Origin of the sequence: Geotalea sp. SG265, assembly GCF_022808985.1 — a bacterium.
Taxonomy (GTDB): domain Bacteria; phylum Desulfobacterota; class Desulfuromonadia; order Geobacterales; family Geobacteraceae; genus Geotalea.
Window position 1 is genome coordinate 44,031 of sequence record NZ_JAKZFT010000006.1, and the last position, 18,290, is coordinate 62,320.

General features: G+C 57.4%; 13 protein-coding genes. 4 read left to right on the forward strand and 9 right to left on the reverse strand.

Annotation, left to right across the window (positions count from 1 at the left end):
* Nucleotides 1–153 precede the first annotated feature (153 nt).
* Nucleotides 154–2,859, reverse strand: coding sequence for an HAD-IC family P-type ATPase (locus ML541_RS08820; RefSeq protein ID WP_243372377.1), 2,706 nt, complete (start codon nt 2,857–2,859; stop codon nt 154–156).
* A gap of 146 nt (nt 2,860–3,005) precedes the next feature.
* On the opposite strand from ML541_RS08820, the gene mnmH reads away from it, so the two are divergent.
* The 4 genes from mnmH (at nt 3,006) to ML541_RS08840 (ending at nt 4,877) form a co-directional block, all read left to right on the forward strand.
* A complete protein-coding gene (mnmH, locus tag ML541_RS08825) occupies nt 3,006–4,040 on the forward strand; it encodes a tRNA 2-selenouridine(34) synthase MnmH (RefSeq protein ID WP_243372379.1) in 1,035 nt (344 codons plus the stop codon).
* Complete coding sequence (locus tag ML541_RS08830; RefSeq protein ID WP_243372381.1) at nt 4,037–4,234, forward strand: hypothetical protein; 198 nt, start codon at nt 4,037–4,039, stop codon at nt 4,232–4,234. Before mnmH ends, ML541_RS08830 begins: the two co-directional genes overlap by 4 nt.
* Before the next feature lie 69 nt (nt 4,235–4,303).
* The gene (locus ML541_RS08835; RefSeq protein WP_347710796.1) at nt 4,304–4,558 is read left to right on the forward strand and encodes a toxin HicA; all 255 of its coding nucleotides are present in this window, start codon (nt 4,304–4,306) and stop codon (nt 4,556–4,558) included.
* Complete coding sequence (locus tag ML541_RS08840; RefSeq protein WP_243372385.1) at nt 4,548–4,877, forward strand: type II toxin-antitoxin system HicB family antitoxin; 330 nt, start codon at nt 4,548–4,550, stop codon at nt 4,875–4,877. Before ML541_RS08835 ends, ML541_RS08840 begins: the two co-directional genes overlap by 11 nt.
* Before the next feature lie 16 nt (nt 4,878–4,893).
* On the opposite strand, the gene ML541_RS08845 is transcribed toward ML541_RS08840, so the two are convergent.
* From ML541_RS08845 to ML541_RS08880, 8 genes are all read right to left on the reverse strand, one after another.
* On the reverse strand, nt 4,894–6,879 hold the full coding sequence (locus ML541_RS08845) for a response regulator (RefSeq protein ID WP_243372386.1): 1,986 nt from the start codon (nt 6,877–6,879) through the stop codon (nt 4,894–4,896).
* Nucleotides 6,880–6,941: 62 nt separating this feature from the next.
* Nucleotides 6,942–7,514 carry a chemotaxis protein CheB gene (locus ML541_RS08850; protein ID WP_243372387.1) on the reverse strand — a complete coding sequence of 191 codons (573 nt, stop codon included), beginning with the start codon at nt 7,512–7,514 and terminating at the stop codon, nt 6,942–6,944.
* A gap of 13 nt (nt 7,515–7,527) precedes the next feature.
* Nucleotides 7,528–8,355, reverse strand: coding sequence for a protein-glutamate O-methyltransferase CheR (locus tag ML541_RS08855; protein WP_243372388.1), 828 nt, complete (start codon nt 8,353–8,355; stop codon nt 7,528–7,530).
* Between the two features lie 3 nt (nt 8,356–8,358).
* Entirely contained in the window at nt 8,359–12,006 is a 3,648-nt protein-coding gene (locus ML541_RS08860) for a response regulator (RefSeq protein WP_243372389.1), read from the reverse strand.
* 207 nt (nt 12,007–12,213) lie between these two features.
* Nucleotides 12,214–12,930 carry a DUF72 domain-containing protein gene (locus tag ML541_RS08865; protein ID WP_243372390.1) on the reverse strand — a complete coding sequence of 239 codons (717 nt, stop codon included), beginning with the start codon at nt 12,928–12,930 and terminating at the stop codon, nt 12,214–12,216.
* Nucleotides 12,931–12,996: 66 nt separating this feature from the next.
* Nucleotides 12,997–14,400, reverse strand: coding sequence for a DUF4403 family protein (locus ML541_RS08870; protein WP_243372391.1), 1,404 nt, complete (start codon nt 14,398–14,400; stop codon nt 12,997–12,999).
* 123 nt (nt 14,401–14,523) lie between these two features.
* Nucleotides 14,524–16,476: an ATP-binding protein gene (locus tag ML541_RS08875; RefSeq protein ID WP_243372392.1), complete on the reverse strand. Its 1,953-nt coding sequence runs from the start codon at nt 16,474–16,476 to the stop codon at nt 14,524–14,526.
* A complete protein-coding gene (locus tag ML541_RS08880) occupies nt 16,476–18,269 on the reverse strand; it encodes an ATP-binding protein (RefSeq protein WP_243372393.1) in 1,794 nt (597 codons plus the stop codon). Before ML541_RS08880 ends, ML541_RS08875 begins: the two co-directional genes overlap by 1 nt.
* Nucleotides 18,270–18,290: the final 21 nt, after the last annotated feature.

Here is an 18,290-nt window from a genome sequence, read left to right on the forward strand (position 1 = left end):
TAAAGACTTTTATGTAAATAAAAAAATGAGCTTTTTATAGCACGTAACAAGCTTGCGATCAAGGATTAACCGGAATACACACCCTTTGAGACGGGATTGGGGAAGCAATCAGTTAATTAAGCTTTTCATATTTTAGGACCGATAACCAAAATGTCAACCAGCAGTCAACCGTATCACCCAGCGCACATTGCGCCGTATCAGCCAGCGCCGTAATTCATCAAGCAGCAGGATTGCCACTGCAAAAGGCCAGGCTATCAAAAGGTCCCCCACGGGGAGCGACGCAGTGCCGAAAAGCAGATGCAACGGCGGCAACTCGATGATGGACAGCGCCAGGACCAGCGTGAAAAAAATGCCGAGCCACAACCGCGTGTTGGAAAAGAAGCCCTGCTGCAGCAGTGACTGCCGCTGAACCCTTCCGGCAAGGACATTGGCCAACTGGCAGAGGACTATGGCCGCAAAAAAGGCAGCTATTCCCCGCCGGTAGAGCTCCGTTTCCGCCGGCAGTGGCGTTCCGTAATGCCAGCCCCCTGCGAGGAGCACGGTAAAGTAGGCATAGAACCCCGCCGCAGCTTCGATCGTCCCCTTGAAGCCGTAGGCGAGAAAAATGAGCCGGGCATTGACCAGCCGTTCCGACCGGGAGCGGGGGGGAAGCTGCATGATGTCCCGCTCCGACCGTTCTGAGGCAAGGGCAATTGCAGGGAGCATATCGGTTCCCAGGTCTATGGACAGGATCAACATCACCGTCAGCGGCAGGGGAATGCCGAAGAGAAGAAACGCCAGGTAAGGTACCACCTCAGGGACCGCATGGGTGACCGTATAGGCGATGGACTTCTTCAGGTTTTCGAAGATGGTGCGCCCCTCCTTGATGGCCGGAAGCAGGGTGGCGAAATTATCGTCCAAAAGGACCATGTCAGCCGCCTCCCGGGCCACATCCGTCCCCGAAAGCCCCATGGCGACCCCGATGTCCGCCTGCTTCAGCGCCGGCGCGTCATTGACTCCGTCACCGGTTACCGCCACCACATGGCCATGGCGCTGCAGGGCCTGGACGATACGCAGCTTCTGCTCCGGAGAGAGACGGGCAAAGATGACTTCCTTCTCCTCCAGTTCCCAGTCGAGCATGGCATCGCCCATGTCCCTCAGTTCCTTGCCCAGAATCAATTTTGGATTATCGATGGTCACGATGCCGATCATCCGGCCGATAGCCAGGGCGGTAGTCTGGTAATCCCCCGTCAACATGATGATACGGACTCCCGCGGTGCGGATCGCCCGCACCGCATCGGCAACACCAGGGCGTGGCGGGTCGAACATGCCAACAAGGCCGATGAAAATGAAGCCATCCTTCGGCAGATCACCGTTTGTCCAGGTCTCCCGAGTTTCAACCTCGCGATAGGCAAGGAGCAGCACCCGTTCTCCCTTGCCGGCGAACTCCTCGTAAGCCGCAAGATAGGCCTTTCGATGGCTTTCCGTCAGGGGCTGGGGCGATCCATTGATGAGAATGCTGTCGCACAGGGCGATGGCCAGATCCGGTGCCCCCTTCAGGCAGGCAAGCTGTTTCCCCGCGACATTGTTGATAGTCATCATCATCTTTGTGGCAGCGGTAAAGGGCTCCTCATAGAGGCGGGGACAGCTCTGTTGCAGGGAGGTCACGTCATGGAATTTTCTGCAGAACGCCAGCAGCGCCCCCTCGGTCGGATCGCCCAGGTAGCCGCTCCCCTCGTCCTGCTTCAAATGGGCATTGTTACACAGGCTCGCCACCAGCAGGAACTTTTCCAGCTCCTCCTTCTCCAGCTCAGTGTCCACCTCCGTGTGAATACATTCGTTGAGAAAAAGCCTCTTCACCTCCATGCTGTTGCAGGTCAGAGTGCCGGTCTTGTCGGTGCAGATCACCGTAGTGCAGCCGAGGGTCTCCACCGATTCCAGGTTCTTGACCAGTGCTTTGTTTTCCGCCATACGCCGGGCAGCGATGGAAAGGGAGAGGGTGACGGTTGGAAGCAGCCCTTCCGGAACATTGGCGACAATGATGCCGATGGCGAAGATCAATTTGCTCAACAGGGGGTTCTGCAGGATGAATAAACTGACGATAAAGACGCCACAGCCCATGACGACGGCGATGAGGGAAATGATGCGGGTGAAATGGCGAATCTCGTTGCGGATGGGAATCTCCCGCACCGACACTGCCTGGGTCAGGTCAGCGGCACGCCCGATCTGGGTCTTCATGCCCGTGGCAAAAACCAGCGCCCGCCCCTGCCCCGATTGAGCCATGGTCCCGGAAAAAACCGCGTTGCGGCTCTCCAGGAGATGCTTGTCCGTGGGATAAGTCGTCCGCAGCTGCGGTTCGGATTCCCCCGTCAGGGAGGCATTATTCACCTTCAGTTCCGAGACCTCCACCAGGCGGGCATCCGCCGGCACCTGATCCCCTTCCTCCACCAGAATCAGATCGCCCCTGACCAGTTCGGCAGCGGGGATCTGCCTGAGCTCGCCCCCCCGGATGACCTTGGCCATTTGGGGAAGCATGTCCCGGAAGGAGGCCATGATCTGCTCGGCCTTGTGTTGCTGAAAATAACTGAAGGTGCCATTCATCAGCACCACCCCCACCAGGGCGATGGCGATGAAGATATTGCCTTGACCAGGTTGAAGCCATTCGGCGGCAAAGGAGAGTCCTGCGCCGATCCAAAGCAACAGGGCGAAAAGGTTGGTCATCTGCTTGAAAAACTTGACGAGTTCCCCTTCCCGCTTGTGCTGGATCAGGCTATTGGGCCCCTCTTTCTGCAGACGGCGGGCAGCCTCAGCAGGATCGAGCCCCCGTTCGGCGGAGGTGCCAAGCCTGCGGCAAAATTCTTCAATGGCAATCTGGTGCATGAAACCGCTTCCACAACGATAATGAAATCCAGCTCAATTCTACACCCTTATGTCCAATAGTCATGGTACGCGAGTAAAATTCCCTTCTCCTTGCAATAGCTTTCACCGCTCTCTATAATGGGCGCAATTTCCCCAGGAGTTTTGCTTTGCCAAGAACCGTTACCTTTGACCAATCCCTTCTCGACAGTCATTTGCTGGTGGATGTGCGCACCCCGCTGGAGTTCGAGGAAGACCACATCCCCAGCGCCGTCAATGTGCCGCTCCTGTCCAATGACGAGCGGGTAGAGATCGGCACCCTTTACAAGCAGACCGGCCCGAAGGAGGCCCGTATCCGCGGATTGGAGCTGACCGCCCCCCGCTTTCCCGAGCTGGTTGCGGAAATAGGCAGGCTTGCGGCAGGGCGGCCGATCATGGTCTACTGCTGGCGCGGCGGGCTGCGCAGCAAGACCGTCACCTCCATCCTTGATCTGACCGGTTATGATGCCGTTCAACTGCAGGGAGGTTACAAGGTTTACCGCAGCCACGTTCTGGCATATTTCGACGATTTCCAGCCCCCCGCCAGGCTGGTGGTCATCCACGGCATGACCGGCATCGGCAAAACCCCCTTCATCCTTGGCCTCGACCGCAACCATTTTTCCGTCATCGATCTGGAAGGGCTCGCTGCCCACCGGGGCTCCGCCTTCGGCGAGCTGGGGCTCGTCCAGGACCCATCCCAGAAATGGTTCGAAAGCCGGCTCTGGGATGCCCTGCGCAAGGTGCCCGCCGACAAGCCGCTCATCGTTGAAGGGGAAAGCAAGCGGATCGGCCGGCTGTCCCTCCCCGGCAACATGTACGAAGTGATGCAGGAGAGCACCAAGGTCTGGTGCCATGCGTCGCTGGAGACCAGGGTGCAGCGGCTCATCGACGAATATGGCCGGCAGGAGTTCAAGGAAGGGATGGCGGTGGCCCTTGAAAGAATCAGGAAGCGGCTTGGCGGCGACAAATACGCCGAGATTGCAGATTACCTGGAACGGTGGGAACTGCAACCCTTCATGGCCGAGCTGGTGAAGAACTACTACGACAAGGTCTATTACAAGAACCGCGATTGGGTAGAGGACTTCAAACTGTCACTGGAAGATTACCAGGCTGCCGAGGAGGAGTTGAGGGGGTTTCTGGAAATGCGGCCGTCAGAGAGAAAATGACTGTGATAAGAAAAGAAGCTATTCTTATTTCCTTTGTGGCCATTTTGCTCTTCCTTTACTGGATGCCATTCGCCGCCGGGCACCCCTTGGTGGACGGCGCAGCTGGAATGGTCTTCTTCATCTCCCTGCCACTGCTTTCCGCCATCATGCTTTGGCTGGCCAGAAAGCTGTGGCAAGCAAAGCGCAAACGCTAGGGCGAGAAGTGTTGACCCTATTTACCCATCATTGACATATAGTATCATTATTGATACCATTTCGTAACCATGACGAATCTGATGGACATCGTTGAACTGATGCGCACCAATCCTGCCGGGGTTCGCTTTGCCGACCTGTGCAAGGTGTGCGATCATTATTTTGGAGAGGCACGGCAGACAAGCGGTAGCCATCGGGTCTATAAAACCCCTTGGATCGGAGACCCGCGGGTGAACATCCAGAACAGCAAGGGAATGGCAAAGGTCTACCAAGTCAAGCAGGTGCTGAAAGCAATTGAGCGGTTAGAGGTGGAAAATGGGATGTAAAAACGACAAATTTACTTACCGGGTAACATGGTCGGAAGACGATGCAGAATATGTGGGACTTTGCGCCGAGTTTCCCAGCCTGAGCTGGCTTGCCCGGACACCGGAAGCGGCACTGAAAGGAATACGCAAGCTGGTCAGCGATGTCGTTGCCGACATGCTCACAAGCGGAGAAGCGATACCAGAGCCAATTTCCACCAAACATTTCAGCGGCAAATTCATGGTCCGCGTGCCGCCAGAGGTACACCGCCAATTAGCAGTTGAAGCTGCTGAGGCAGGAGTCAGTCTTAATCGCCTGGCCAGTGCCAAGCTCAGTCATTGATTCAGACCCGCCATCACTACCTGTCCAGCAACTCCCGCACCTTCCTGGCCAGCTCGGGGGGTGAAATGGGCTTCATGATCAGTTCGATCTCCTTATCCAGAAGACCTTTTTCCTTGATGAGATCGGCGGTGTAGCCGCTGATGAACAGGACCTTCACCTGGGGGGCGAGTGCCAGTATCTCGCGGCAGGCCTCCGAACCGTTCTTCTTCGGCATGATCATGTCCAGCAGCACCAGATCGATACTGCCGCTGTTCTCCCGGAAGATATCCACCGCCTCCTGCCCGTCCCTTGCCGCCATGACCCGATAGCCGAAGTCCCGCAGGATGCATCCCTCCATGTCCCGGATCGCCTGGTCATCCTCGGCCAGCAGAATGGTCTCGCTACCCCCCTTGGGCCGGGCCGGCAAGAGCTTCGCTCCCTCCATTTCACAGGGTTTGATCAACGGCAAGTAGATTCTGAAGGTGGTGCCGATCCCCGGCTCGCTGTAGACCTTGATGTAGCCGTTATGCTGGGTGATGATCCCGTAAACGATGGACATGCCGAGGCCGGTCCCCTTCCCCACCTCCTTGGTTGTGAAGAAGGGATCGAAGATGTTTTGCAGGATCTGCTGATCCATGCCACTGCCGGTGTCGGAGACATTTATCACCGCATAGTGACCGGGTCTGCCGAAGCCGTACAGGGAGATGAAGGATTCTTCCATTTCCTGCAGCTCGGTGGATATGGCCAGCTTACCGCCGTCCACCATGGCATCACGGGCATTGGTCGCCAGGTTCATAAGCACCTGATCGATTTGGCCGCTGTCGGCGCTGATACACAGTTGGCCCCCATGGAGAGATGTCTCAAGCTGAATATCCTCACCTATGATCCTTTTCACGATTTTCATCACACTTTCGATCAAGGAGTTCAATTCCACCGGCCGCTGTTTCATCTCCTGCTTGCGGCTGAAGGCCAGGAGCCCTTTTGTGAGCTGGGCGGCCTTTTCGGCAGCGGCAATGATCTGATCCAGGTTGCCCTTGAGGGGATCATTCCCCGCCATTTTCATCTGGGCCAGATTGCCGTAGCCGATGATGACGCTGAGCAGGTTATTGAAATCGTGGGCTATTCCCCCTGCCAGCTGGCCAATTGCCTCCATCTTCTGTGCCTGGCGCAGCTGCTGTTCCAGGTTTTTCCGTGCCGTGATATTTTCGATGACGGTGATGTAATGGACCGGCTCGCCCCTCTCGCCGCGGGCCAGGGCCACTGCCATATGCCCCCAGACAATCGAGCCGTCTTTGTGGAGGAAGCGCTTTTCCATTTCGTAGGTGGTGGTTTTCCCGGCCAGGAGCAGCTGCACCTGCTCCTTGTCCAGGTCCAGGTCATCCCCGTGGGTGATATCACCCAGGGCAAGCTTCTGCAGTTCTCCGGGGGCATAACCCAGGGCGTCGCACATGCTGACGTTGACCCGCACCAACTGCCCGTCCAGAGCCACATGGGCAATGCCCACCGCTGCCAGTTCGAATGCGTTCCGGTATCGTTCCTCGCTTTCCAGAAGGTTTTCCGCCGTTCGCACCAGTGTGGCGGTCCGTTCCGCCACCAGCGCTTCCAGCGAGGCCTCCCGCTCTTCCAAGGCACACCGCTGAATATACAATTCACAGAAAACCCTGACCTTGCTCCGCAGGATCGCCGGAGCCAAAGGCTTCAGCAGGTAATCGACGGCCCCGGCATCATATCCCTTGAACTGGCAGCTCAGGTCTTTCATGCCGGCCGTGACGAAAATGATGGGAATGTGCCGGGTCTTGGGGTTGGCCCGCATCAGCTCAGCGGTCTCGAAACCGTCCATCTTCGGCATCTGCACATCCATCAGCACCAGGGCGAAGTCCTGCCTCAGCGCCAGCCGGAGTGCCTCGTTGCCGGACAGGGCCTTGACCATGGCCAATCCCAGGTCCCCAAGGAGCGCCTCAAGCGCCGTCAGGTTCTCTTCCCTGTCATCCACCAGCAGAATGGAAACCGTGTGCGTTCGCATCGGATTTCTCCTTGTGGCCTTTGTACTTCCAGCCAACTCTTCCACCGCTCTCCCCCAACCCTTCATGAGGGCCCCAGCGCCGCCAGTTTCTGCAGCAGTTCAGGCAGATCAGTCAGTGTGACCACATGATCGGCGACAACGAGACTCAAAGCATATCCGGGCATTGACGCTGCCTCGGCATCTGCCGGGTCCTGGATGATGGCCGTCCCGCCGTGGGCCTTGATGAACTGCAACCCCCGCCCGCCGTCGGTTCCTGCACCGGTAAGAATAACGCCGATTACCGACGGACCGAAAGCGAGGGCGGCCGATTCAAAGAGCACATCCACCGAAGGGCGCGCGAAATTCACCGCCTTCTCGGCGGAAAGGGAGAGGCTGCCGTCGCTTTCCACCAGCAGGTGGTAGTTTGCCGGGGCAATATAGACATGCCCAGCGTTGATAACCTCCTCCTCGTCTGCCTCCTTGACCCGCACGAGGCACAACTGATCCAGCAGTGTCGCAAGGCCGTTTCCCGAAATCGGGCTCATGTGCTGGACAATGAGGATCGGCAGAGGAAAGACAGCGGGCAGTGGAGCGAGTACCCTTTTCAGTGCCTGCATGCCGCCGGTGGAAACCCCCATGACGACGGCCCTGAACATACTTTTGCCTTCGTCACAGGTAGCGTTTGACATAGATACGGGTACCCCGTTCGAGCTCGTCATAACTGCCGGCTATCTGACGATTTTCCAAAGTCTCCTTGGTGCCGAGACAGAGAAAGCCCCCTGGAAGGAGCGCACGATCGAAAAGGCGGAGCACCCGCTCCTTCAGGGATGCCTTGAAATAGATCAGCACGTTACGGCAGAACACCATGTTCATCTCGCCGAAATCCGCATCCACCGCCAAGTTGTGGGCGGCAAAGACGATATCGTTCTTCAGAGCCGGCATGAGCATGGCATGGTCATACCGCGCCGTGTAATAGTCGGCAAAGTCCCGACGTCCGCCACTTTTCTGGTAATTTTCCGTAAAACGCCGCATATCCTGCAGGGGATAGATACCCTCCCGCGCCTGGTCCAGCACATCCTCGTTGATATCGGTGGCATAGATCCGGTATCGCCCTCCCAGCCCCTCCTCCTGGAGGAGGATGGCCATGGAGTAAACTTCCTGACCGGTGGCGCAACCCGCATGCCATATCTTGACGAAGGAATAGGTCTTGAGGCGGGGTGCGACCTGCTCACGTAATGCCCTGAAGAATAAGGGATCACGAAACATCTCCGAAACATTGACGGTGATGCCGCGCACGAACTGGTCGAAGAGGGCGCGGTCCCGCAACAGCTTGCCCTGTGCCTCAGAGAGACTGGCAAAGCCCGAGCCGGCAAGCCACACCGTCAACCTGCGCCTGATGGAGGCTTCGGCATATTCGCGGAAGTCATACCCATACATGCGGTAGATCGCCTCAAGCAGCAGATCGCTCTCTATGGCGAATCGCTCGTCGTTTTCCATGGTTCAACCCTTTTGATACAGCCAGACCCGCATCAACGACAGGAGTTTTTCCACATCGATCGGTTTGGCGATGTAATCGCTGGCACCCGCCTCAAGGCATTTCTCCTGGTCCCCCTTCAGGGCCTTGGCGGTCATGGCGATTACGCTGAGCCTGGCGAAGCGGGGATCTCTGCGGATGGTCCTGATTGTTTCATAGCCATCCATCTCCGGCATCATGATATCCATCAGCACCAGGTCCACATCGGGATGCTCTTGCAGGCGCACCAGGGCCTCACGGCCGTTTTCCGCCTCGACCACAATCATGTGCTTCTCGGCCAGAATGCTGGTGAGGGAAAAGATATTGCGCATGTCGTCATCCACCAGCAGGACCTTCTTCCCTTCCAGCATGGTTTCCTTGTCCAGGGAGGCACGCAGCATGCGCTGCTTGTCAGGATTCAGGGAGCTCTCCACCTGGTGCAAAAAGAGCGTCACTTCGTTCAGCAGCCGCTCGGGGCTCTTGGCCCCTTTGATGATTATGCTTTCCGTGTAGTGGCGCAGCTTGATCTCTTCTTCGTGGGAAAGGCTCCTGCCCGAGTGGATAATGACGGGAAGACGCCGTTTTTCATCCTGCTTCTCGATATGTTCCAGGAGATCGAACCCGGACATGTCGGACAAGCTCAAATCAAGAACCATGCAGTCGAAGGTTTCCCGCGAGAGCTGGGTCATGGCTTCTTTACCGCTTCCTGCCACGCTGATTACCACGTCACGCCCTTCCAAGAGGGCTACCAGCCCCTGGGACTCTGACGGGTCGTCCTCGACTATGAGCAGTTTCCGGAGGGAACGGGAAATTGCGTTTTCTATGGTGGCAAACAGCTCGGTCAACTGGGTCGGGTTGACCGGCTTTGTAACGAAGCCGATCGCCCCCATGGCCATGGCCTTCTGCCGGTCCTCAAGGCAGGTAAGGAAATGGACGGGGATATGGCGGGTGCGGGGATTCTCCTTGAGGAGCTGCATTACCCCCCAGCCATCCACGTGGGGGAGCATCACGTCCAGTATGATGGCGTTGGGCAGATAGTGGTCGGCAAGGTACAGGCCCTCCTCCCCATTTGCTGCAGCCAGAGCGGCAAAGCCCCGTTCCCTGACCATTTCCATGAGAATGCGGGCAAAATTCATATCGTCTTCGATAATGAGAATGCTGCGCTGTCCCTTTTGGAGTTTTTCCCGATCATCGGCCAGGGTCGAAGGGGCCGGCACGGTGAGATGTCGGGGAGGCTGCCGCTCCGCACCCTGGAGATGAGCGGACTCAGGCACCACCCTATCGGCCTCCGCTTTGTTCGCCGGCATGCCTGCCGGCGGAGTCAGCGGTAAATAGACGGTGAAGACGCTCCCTTCCCCTTCACGACTTGCAAGGGTAATTTCCCCCTGCATGGCGCGGGCAAGCTGCCGCGAGATTGAGAGGCCGAGGCCGGTGCCGCCGAACTTGCGGCTGGTGCTGCCGTCCCCCTGCTGGAAAGCGTTGAAGACAGGCTCCTGCTTATCCAAAGGGATACCGATGCCGCTGTCCCTGACTGCAATGGCCAGTGCCGGCATCGTCAGGGGATTTTCAGCCGGGGGCGCAATGGCGATGGTCAACTCCACCCCCCCTTGTTCGGTGAACTTGAAGGCATTGGAGAGGAGATTTTTCAGGATCTGCTGGGTCCGCTGCACATCGGTAACGATTTTTCCCGGTACGTCGGGTGCGCCGGTAATCCGGAAGTTGAGCCGCCTCTGTTCGGCCAACGGTCTGAACATGGTCTCCAGTGGCTCCAGCAGGTCGGGCACCGTCAGCTCCTCGAAGTGGAATTCCAACCGGCCCGCCTCCACCTTGGAAAGATCCAGGATGTCGTTGATCAGGTTAAGGAGGTCGTTGCCGGCATCGTTGATAGTGCAGGCGAATCCCACCTGCTTCTCAGTGAGATTCCCCTCCTTGTTGTCCATGAGCAGGTGGGAGAGAATCATCAGGCTGTTCAGGGGCGTGCGCAGCTCGTGGGACATGTTGGCGAGAAACTCGGACTTGTAGGCGCTGATTCGTTCAAGTTCTTCAGCCTTCCTCTGCAGCTCCTTGCTCGCCTCTTCCACCTCCCGATTCTTGTTCCGAATCTGCTCCCGCTGCTGTTCCAGCATCTGGGCCCGCTCCTCAAGCTCCTCGTTGGACTGCTGCAGCTCCTCCTGCTGGACGCGCAGCTCTTCGGTCTGCTGCTGGGTCTGTTCCAGAAGTTCATTGACCCGCTGCCGGGAAATGTTGACGCTGATCCCCACCGCGAGCCCTTCCATTACCGAATCGAGCAGCCGCAGCTCCTTCTCGGCAAACGCGTGGAATGCACCCAACTCCACGACCCCCATGAGGGTGTTGTCGTGTACCAGTGGAAGTACCGCCACATTACGCGGCACCGCTTCCCCCAACGAAGAGGCGATGGCCAGGTAATCGTCGGGAACGTTGGCAAGACAGATCATTTTCCGTTCTCTGGCCGCCTGGCCGGCAATCCCTTCCCCCAGACCGAGTCGGTCGTTCAGGTTCTTCCTACGGGTGAAGGCATAAGTGGCAACGATGCGCAGCATATTTTCACGGGTATCGTGGAAATAGAAAGTACCGACACCGCAATCCAGGTACCTTGCCAGGAAGGCGAGCACCTTCTCGGCCATTTCCGCCATGGCCTGTTCTCCCCGCAACAGGGCGTTCAGCTCGTTCTGCCCCGTTTTCAGCCAATCCAGGTCCTGCTCCACCTGCCGGTTGTGCCGCAGCGAGTCGGTCATCCGGCGAAAGGCGCCATCCAGCGACAATTGTGATTCCTCCAGGTTACAGACCGCTCGGGTCAGGTCACCGGTCTCGTCCCGTTGAATGGTGGAACGGTCCACCTGGATGGGTGGGGTATCGGGCAGGTCGCGACTCAGATCACCGGAGGCAATACCCTCCGCAAGACGGGACTTTTCCATGGATGAGCCGGACATGACGAGGAGAGCATCGAGGATAGCCGTTATGGGCCGGACAATACTCCGGGTAATGTATGAGGCCATGATGAATCCGGCCGTTACCGCAAACAGCACCATGACGATAAACCAGCCGATGCGGGAATGGAACAGGTTGGAAGCCCATCCCCGTTCCTCCTTTGCATGGGCCATTTCCATACGAATCAGCTCTGCCAGGGTATCGTCCAGCTTCTTGAAAATCTCCCGCCCGTCTTTTTCCAGCACCGCATCGGCCTCCGGTGCCCTGTGTCCCCTGGACAGCCTGAAGACCCGTTCCTTGACCACGAGATATTCAGGCCAGATCTTTTCGAACTGGCCCACAAGCTCCATCTCCCGCGCATTCAGCTCCATCTTGTGATACTTGTCCAGGACTTCAGCTATGGACTTTTCATTTATCCGGGTCTGGGACGCTACGGTATCCTTCACTTCCTGGCTTGGGGTCAAGGCGTAGCGGTAAACCCGCCGGTAATGGTAAAGCACATCCACATAGAGCTGATTGGCCAGGAACACCGACTGCATGCTATTGTTGTACATTTCATCAAGGGTGTCGTCCATGCTCCGCATGCCCTGGACCCCGATGATGCCGATGAGGATGGAAAGAACAATGATCACGGAAAAGCCGCAGGCAAGCTTCTTGCCTATTTTCAGATTGGCGTACCATCCCATGCTGCGCCCCCCCTTTCGGGCCTGAACAATGAAGCCAGTTCTGCCACTGGTCTACTTATCGGCAAGATCAGTCAAATTTACAGTTTTTGATAAAGGGGATTTTTTTCCGGTGGACAAACTGAATATGGAGGGACATAGAAAAGTATCGTTTAGGGAAGGATGGTAAGGAAGAAAATATGAGTTGATTGATGGGAGAGGAAGCAGTTATCAGGGGAAAACCATTCGCTCCCTGGCCAGCTCCAGGAATTGCCGCGCCAGCTGCGGCCCCTTGCCCTCTTCCTCATGTTTGAAGAAAACAAAGATGTCCTTCCAATTTTGCTCCTGTAGCCGATTTATGCAGGCCTTGAGCTCCTGGTGGCCATAACCGGGCCTGCGCAGCCTGAGGTAACCCCAACCAGCAGTGGCAACGAAAGGCACCTGCAGATCCCCCTCTTCCTCGGCAATGCACAGCGCCGCCTGATGTTTATGCAGCAGGTCGAAAACCTCATTCACGAACCAGGATGCGTGCCGGAATTCGAATGCCATACGGCTCCGGGGCGGCAATAACGACAGAAAATCGGCCAGCCTCGGCAGATCCTTTTTCAAGCCCGGCGGTAACTGGAACAGCAGCGGCCCCAGGCGGTCCTTCAGCGTTCCTGCCACCTCCAGGAGATAGGATAGCGAATCGCCGGCATTTTGCAGCCGCTGCACGTGGGTGATCCGTTGCGGCGCCTTGAGCACGAATTTGAAATCGGCGGGAACCTGGCTCGCCCATGCCTCCAGAACCGAAGCCAGCGGCATCCGATAAAAAGTGTTATTGATCTCCACTGCCCGGAAACGCTCGGCGTAAAAACGGAGCATCTCCCTGTCGGGCAGCTCCCGCGGGTAGAAAGTGCCCTTCCACTCCTTATAGGAATATCCGCTGGTGCCGACATAGAGGTTCATGTGCCCCCTTTTTGAATCCGGCTTCGGATTTCACCACGGTAAATAAAGTTGATGGCATTTCACTAATCAATGAAACACCACCGCCGTCTCCCCTTCCGCGTAAACCTGAATGGATATCCTATCCTTCTGCACCATGACGTCATTCAGCCTCAAGGTCTTGATGCTGCCGTTGAGGAAGACGTCTTCCGCCAGGTTCACCTTGGCCATGGCCTTGCCCGCCACCTCTCTCGCTTGAACGATCCGCCGGGTCAGGTCCATGTTGAGCTTCTCTTTGATGGTGCTCCTGATGGTGCCGTGGAGGAACCAGTCGGCCGATTGCAGGAGCAGGCTTTTCGTCTGCATCTCGAAATCCACATCTTCAACGGAAAAGACGTTGGTCTGGGCATTGAACGATGGTTTACAGGTGAGATAGAAGGTCCCCTCCAGGTCACCAGTCGTCACCACCTTGACCAGCAACCGCTCACCGTTGCCATACAGGTCCAGGTCCTTCAGCACAACCTTTCTGCCGTCGCTCCCTATTTCCCTGTCGATCAGAAGCGGCCGGGCAATGGTGCGGAGGTCCTGAAAATGCAGATCAGTATTGAGCGCGATACGGAAAGTGCGGTCGGCGCCGCCAACCAGCTTGAGGTTGGGTAGGGGAAGCGGCCGGCGAGCCGGCGGGTTCGGTCCCACCACTAGATCGGCATAGGACTTGAGCCCGACACTGAGCCGCACCCGGTCTTTCTCGGCGAGAAGCGGGTAGAGGAGCACCTCCTGGGGGGTGATGGCCATCCAGGCGTTGTAGTTCTTATCCACAAGCACCGGCTTCTGGGCCGCATTCCAGGCCTTTGCCGCCTGCGCCCTGAGGGGGAACTGCTCGTTGAGCTTCCGGTTGAGCTGGTCGGAAAGAATGTGCTGCACAGGTTGGGTGGCACTTTCCACGACACTGCGCGGCCTGATGGAAATGGGACCGATCCTCAGCTCCTCGGCCAGCAGATCGCTCAGCCCCACATAATAAACCTCGGCCACCATCCTCCAGTCGGAGGTCACCGTGGCGCTGACCTTGAATTTCAAGGCGCCGGCCACGGCAGGGGTCTTGAAGATGCCGTAGCTTAAGGAAAGGGAAACGGGAATGGTCAGATAGAGGTAGTTGCCGGCGGCGCTGACGGCAATGGGGCCGGTGCGCGCAATGTCGGCAGTGAGCCCACTGGTCTTGGTGGAACCTCGGTACAGCTCCTTTGGCACCACCCGGTTGATCATGGCGGCCAGCTCGGCGGTGGATGCCTCGATCCCCACGTTGAGCGTTGATATCTCACGCTTCAACTGGGTACGGCACGCCTCATCCCGAGGGGGAAGCGCATTGAGGGTGGTACCCCTGGTGGACTGGGTCTTGAGGGCGGCCATGGTCTCGGAGAGGGAGGCGTTGCCCGCGCTGCAACCTACCAGGGCCGAGAGCAGAAAAAGGAGAAAAATCTTCATCAATGAGTGCATGGCCGACTCCTGGGGAAATTCGTGCTGCCATTCGCCCTATTCATATAGCACAGCTGCCGCGCCTTGGCATTATTTTCTCCCTTGGCAGAGGCAAAGGCCCGTGCATTCCGGCAAAAATTCTTCTCAAAGGTTCCGTTCAGCCGGCAAAGTGAAGTAAAAGACGGAACCCCGGCCCGGTACCGATTCGACCCAGATCCTTCCCCCGTGCCGTTCGACGATCTTCCTGCACGATGCCAGGCCGATACCAGTGCCCGGATATTCCTCGCTGGTGTGCAGGCGCTGAAATATCTGGAAGATGCGGTCATAGTGCCGGGATTCGATGCCGATACCGTTGTCGCTGACGGAAAAAAGCCATTCGTTCCCCTCCTGCTTCGCTGAAACGTGCACGTGAGGCAGGATATCGGGCTTTCGGTACTTGAGGCCATTGCCGATGAGGTTCTGGAAAAGCTGGACGAGCTGGTTCTCGTCCCCCGGTACGATGGGGAGAGGATCATTGTTCACCGTGCCTCCCGATTCCTCAATGCGCTGTTCCAGGTTGGTAACCGCCGCCTTAAATGCCGCATTGGTGTCCACAGATGCAAACTCCACCTGCCGCGAAATGCGGGAAAAGTTCAACAGACCCTCGATGAGCTTCTGCATTCTGCCGGCCCCGTCGGCGGCATAGCCGATGTAGGTCCTGGCCTTTTCATCCAGTTGGCCGCTGTACTTGCGCTCAAGCAGGCCGAGATAGCCGGCAATGGTCCGGAGCGGCTCCTGGAGGTCGTGGGAAGCGAGATATGCGAATTGCTGCAGCTCCTGGTTAGACCTCTGCACCTCGGCAAGGAGCCGCTCCCGGTCCTCTTCAGCCTCCTTGCGTGCGGAGATGTCCTCGGCGATATTGATGGAGTATTCGGGCAAGTTGCGGGGACCCGGTTGTGCGGAGCGGGTAACGCGCACCCAGATGAGGCCGCCATCCTTCCGCAGGTAACGCTTCTCTAGGGAATAACTCCGGATGCTCCCCTCCATGAGCATCCGGTAGCGGCTCAGGTCCGGTTCATGATCCTGTGGATGGGTAAAGCTATCAAAGGATTTCCCCAGCAGTTCCTCCTCCGTATAGCCAAGGGTCTCGCACTGCCTGGAATTGGCCCGCTTCAGCCTGGCCTGGGGATCGAAAAGACTGATGCCCACCGCGGCATTCTCAAAGATACCCCGGAACCGGGCCTCGCTTTCCCGTGTTTTCTCCGACCAGTGATCAATCAAGGTCCCCATCCGATAGATGAGGCAGGAAAAAATGGCAATCCAGGAGAGAATCAGAACGGTCGTGCCAAAGTTGTGTTCATAAAGATGATGCCATTCCCCCTGCAGCCGAAGCCATCCAAGTATGACAGGAATTATCAGCGCCGCAGGCAAAAACCTCCTGATCACCATTCCTCCAGGATCGGCGGAGGTAACCCGCGCCATGAGCCCTTCTGTTGGACGGAAGCAGAGCAGCCCGATGCTGAATAAGAAATTGCCTACCGTTGCCGGCAAGGCAATGACCGTGAACCGTGCAGCTCCATAGAGCCCCTGCACCCCGTACAGGTAGCCCAGCATGCCCATCACCGCCAGAAAGTTCATGATCAGGGCAAGTGCCTGGGCAGCCCCGGCGGATCCCTTCCTCTGCCTCAACAGAAGCAGCAGGGACAACCCGGCAAGGGTATAGGTAATGGCACCGGGCGGCCCCATGCGGTTAGGATGGAGAAAACCGACGGCCCCGGGCGCCTCCTGGGCAAACATCTCGTCGATGCCAAAATCAAAGGTGAACAGGTGCTCCAGAAGGGTAAGAAAACCAATGGCCATCACCACGATCGCACAGCCTCGCGCCAGCCAAGGTCCTTTCCTCCCCCCCACCTCACCAGCCATCATTATCAGCGCTATCGCTGCAAGAAAGAGACAAAGTGCAGCATTGGTCTTCATGGTGATCTGGTAAAGCCCACGGGTGGCCATGACGCCGGAAAACCAGGCGATGAGATGATAACCGCCGATTGCCGCAGCGACCAGTCCTGCGGCCACCGCAGCAAGCCTGAAGCGGAGTACGGTCTTGTCGCGCCGATCCATCAACGCCCCTCTCCCTCTTTGGCCGGCAGGGTGAAGAAGAAGGTAGATCCTTCTCCCAGTGTGGATTCTACCCAGATCCTCCCTCCATGGTTTTCCACGATTTTCTGGCAGATGGAAAGGCCGATACCGGTCCCCGGGTAGTCTTCCCGATGATGGAGGCGCTGGAAGATGACGAAGATCCGCTCGTGGTACTGGGGCTCGATGCCGATGCCGTTGTCGTGCACCCCGAATATCCACTGCTTCCCCTTGCGCACGGCGGAGATGTGGACCCGTGGCGGAACATCCTTCTTGCGGTATTTGACGGCATTGCCGATGAGATTCTGTAAGAGCTGCAGCAACTGTATTTCATCCCCCGGCACTGTTGGCAGCGCTTCATAGGTAACTTCAGCACCGGCTTCCTCAAGTGAAAGCCGCATGTTGTCCAGGGCCTGCTGCATCACCGATTCCATCGCTACCGGGGCCGGAGGTCTTTCGCTCCGGCCGACGCGGGAAAGGGCAAGCAGGTCGTCGATGAGTGAGGACATGCGGTGGGCCGCTTCGACCATGTACGAGATATAGGTATCCGCCTTCTCATCCAGCTTCCCCTGGTAGCGTCGCTGCAGAAGCTGTGCATAGCTGGTCACCATGCGAATCGGCTCCTGGAGGTCGTGGGACGAGACGTAGGCGAACTGCTGCAGTTCGGCGTTGGACCGCTGCAACTCGGCAATAAGGCGCTCACGCTCATTCTCGGACTGTCGCTGGGACGAAATGTCCCGGAGGGTGAGCAAGCCGACGAAGGGCTTTCCCCGCCCATCGCGAATGAGGACCCCGCTGAAACTGAAGGTTCGCTGCCAAGGCTTTTTCCTCCGTTTGACAACCAGCTGGTACTCGCGAAACTCCTCCCCGCGCAAAATCCGCTTGATGGGCAATTGCTCGACCGGCACTGGCTTTCCATCCAGCTGCAGCAGTTCGTAGACCTGGCCCAGATTCTGACATGAAGCAACATCGTCCACCTGGCTCTCGTACCCGTACATCTGCAGGGCAGCATGGTTCCACTGCAGACCTTCGCTGGGCGGGTCTATGAGAATCAGCCCCTCTCCAAGGTTTTCGACGACGTTCTTCAGCCGGTACTCGCTCTCTTCCAAAGCATGGTACAGAATGGTTTTTTCCAAAGCTGAAGAGACTAGCCCGATGGCATTCCCGATGCTGACCAGGGTTTCATGACCGGCATCCACTTTGCGGTAGAATTGGGTATGCTCTGTGGAATTACCGACCGCCAGCAGGGCTTGAGGAGGAAAATTGCTACCCAGTGGGAAAATAAAAAATTCATCCAGGTAGGCAAGTGCGCCGAATGCGCTCAGTTCAGCGTCTTCCGAACCTGCCGTGCATACAAGGAATTCCTCGCCTCGTGCGAAAGATGCCGGCAAAGGCCCGTCACGGCCGATAGTAAGCGCTGCCACACAACTTTTTTCCTTATCGTCGTAATAGCCGGCCAGGGCTGCGACCCGGTAATCGTCGCTATCACCACTGAATCTCAGGGCTATTGCCCTTTCATAGTCAAGGTTGCAGGTGAAGTAGTCAACGGTATGCCGGAACATCTCCGAGAGCTCAACCGTCTCGTTAAGGGCTTTGTTCAATTCATACAGATCCTTGTACTCCTTGAGCTGGGCGTCCAGTTCCTCCTGATACCGGTAGAGCCTGCTCTCTGCCTTGACCAGCCGTTTTACCTGTTCGGAGAGGGTCTTGATTTCCTGCCGCAGCATTGCGACCTGATCGTCGTTGCCGGGCGGGATATGGAAATCGTCTTTTTTCATGCCCTCTCTCTCGCTCGCGCC

Excerpts from the sequence above, each read along its gene's own strand:
- ML541_RS08830 (WP_243372381.1), top strand. The coding sequence starts at position 4,037 with ATGACTGTGATAAGAAAAGAAGCTATTCTTATTTCCTTTGTGGCCATT.
- ML541_RS08820 (WP_243372377.1), bottom strand. The coding sequence starts at position 2,859 with ATGCACCAGATTGCCATTGAAGAATTTTGCCGCAGGCTTGGCACCTCC.
- ML541_RS08855 (WP_243372388.1), bottom strand. The coding sequence starts at position 8,355 with ATGGAAAACGACGAGCGATTCGCCATAGAGAGCGATCTGCTGCTTGAG.
- ML541_RS08865 (WP_243372390.1), bottom strand. The coding sequence starts at position 12,930 with ATGAACCTCTATGTCGGCACCAGCGGATATTCCTATAAGGAGTGGAAG.
- ML541_RS08840 (WP_243372385.1), top strand. The coding sequence starts at position 4,548 with ATGGGATGTAAAAACGACAAATTTACTTACCGGGTAACATGGTCGGAA.
- ML541_RS08845 (WP_243372386.1), bottom strand. The coding sequence starts at position 6,879 with ATGCGAACGCACACGGTTTCCATTCTGCTGGTGGATGACAGGGAAGAG.
- ML541_RS08850 (WP_243372387.1), bottom strand. The coding sequence starts at position 7,514 with ATGTTCAGGGCCGTCGTCATGGGGGTTTCCACCGGCGGCATGCAGGCA.
- ML541_RS08870 (WP_243372391.1), bottom strand. The coding sequence starts at position 14,400 with ATGCACTCATTGATGAAGATTTTTCTCCTTTTTCTGCTCTCGGCCCTG.
- ML541_RS08880 (WP_243372393.1), bottom strand. The coding sequence starts at position 18,269 with ATGAAAAAAGACGATTTCCATATCCCGCCCGGCAACGACGATCAGGTC.
- ML541_RS08875 (WP_243372392.1), bottom strand. The coding sequence starts at position 16,476 with ATGGATCGGCGCGACAAGACCGTACTCCGCTTCAGGCTTGCTGCGGTG.
- ML541_RS08860 (WP_243372389.1), bottom strand. The coding sequence starts at position 12,006 with ATGGGATGGTACGCCAATCTGAAAATAGGCAAGAAGCTTGCCTGCGGC.
- ML541_RS08835 (WP_347710796.1), top strand. The coding sequence starts at position 4,304 with ATGACGAATCTGATGGACATCGTTGAACTGATGCGCACCAATCCTGCC.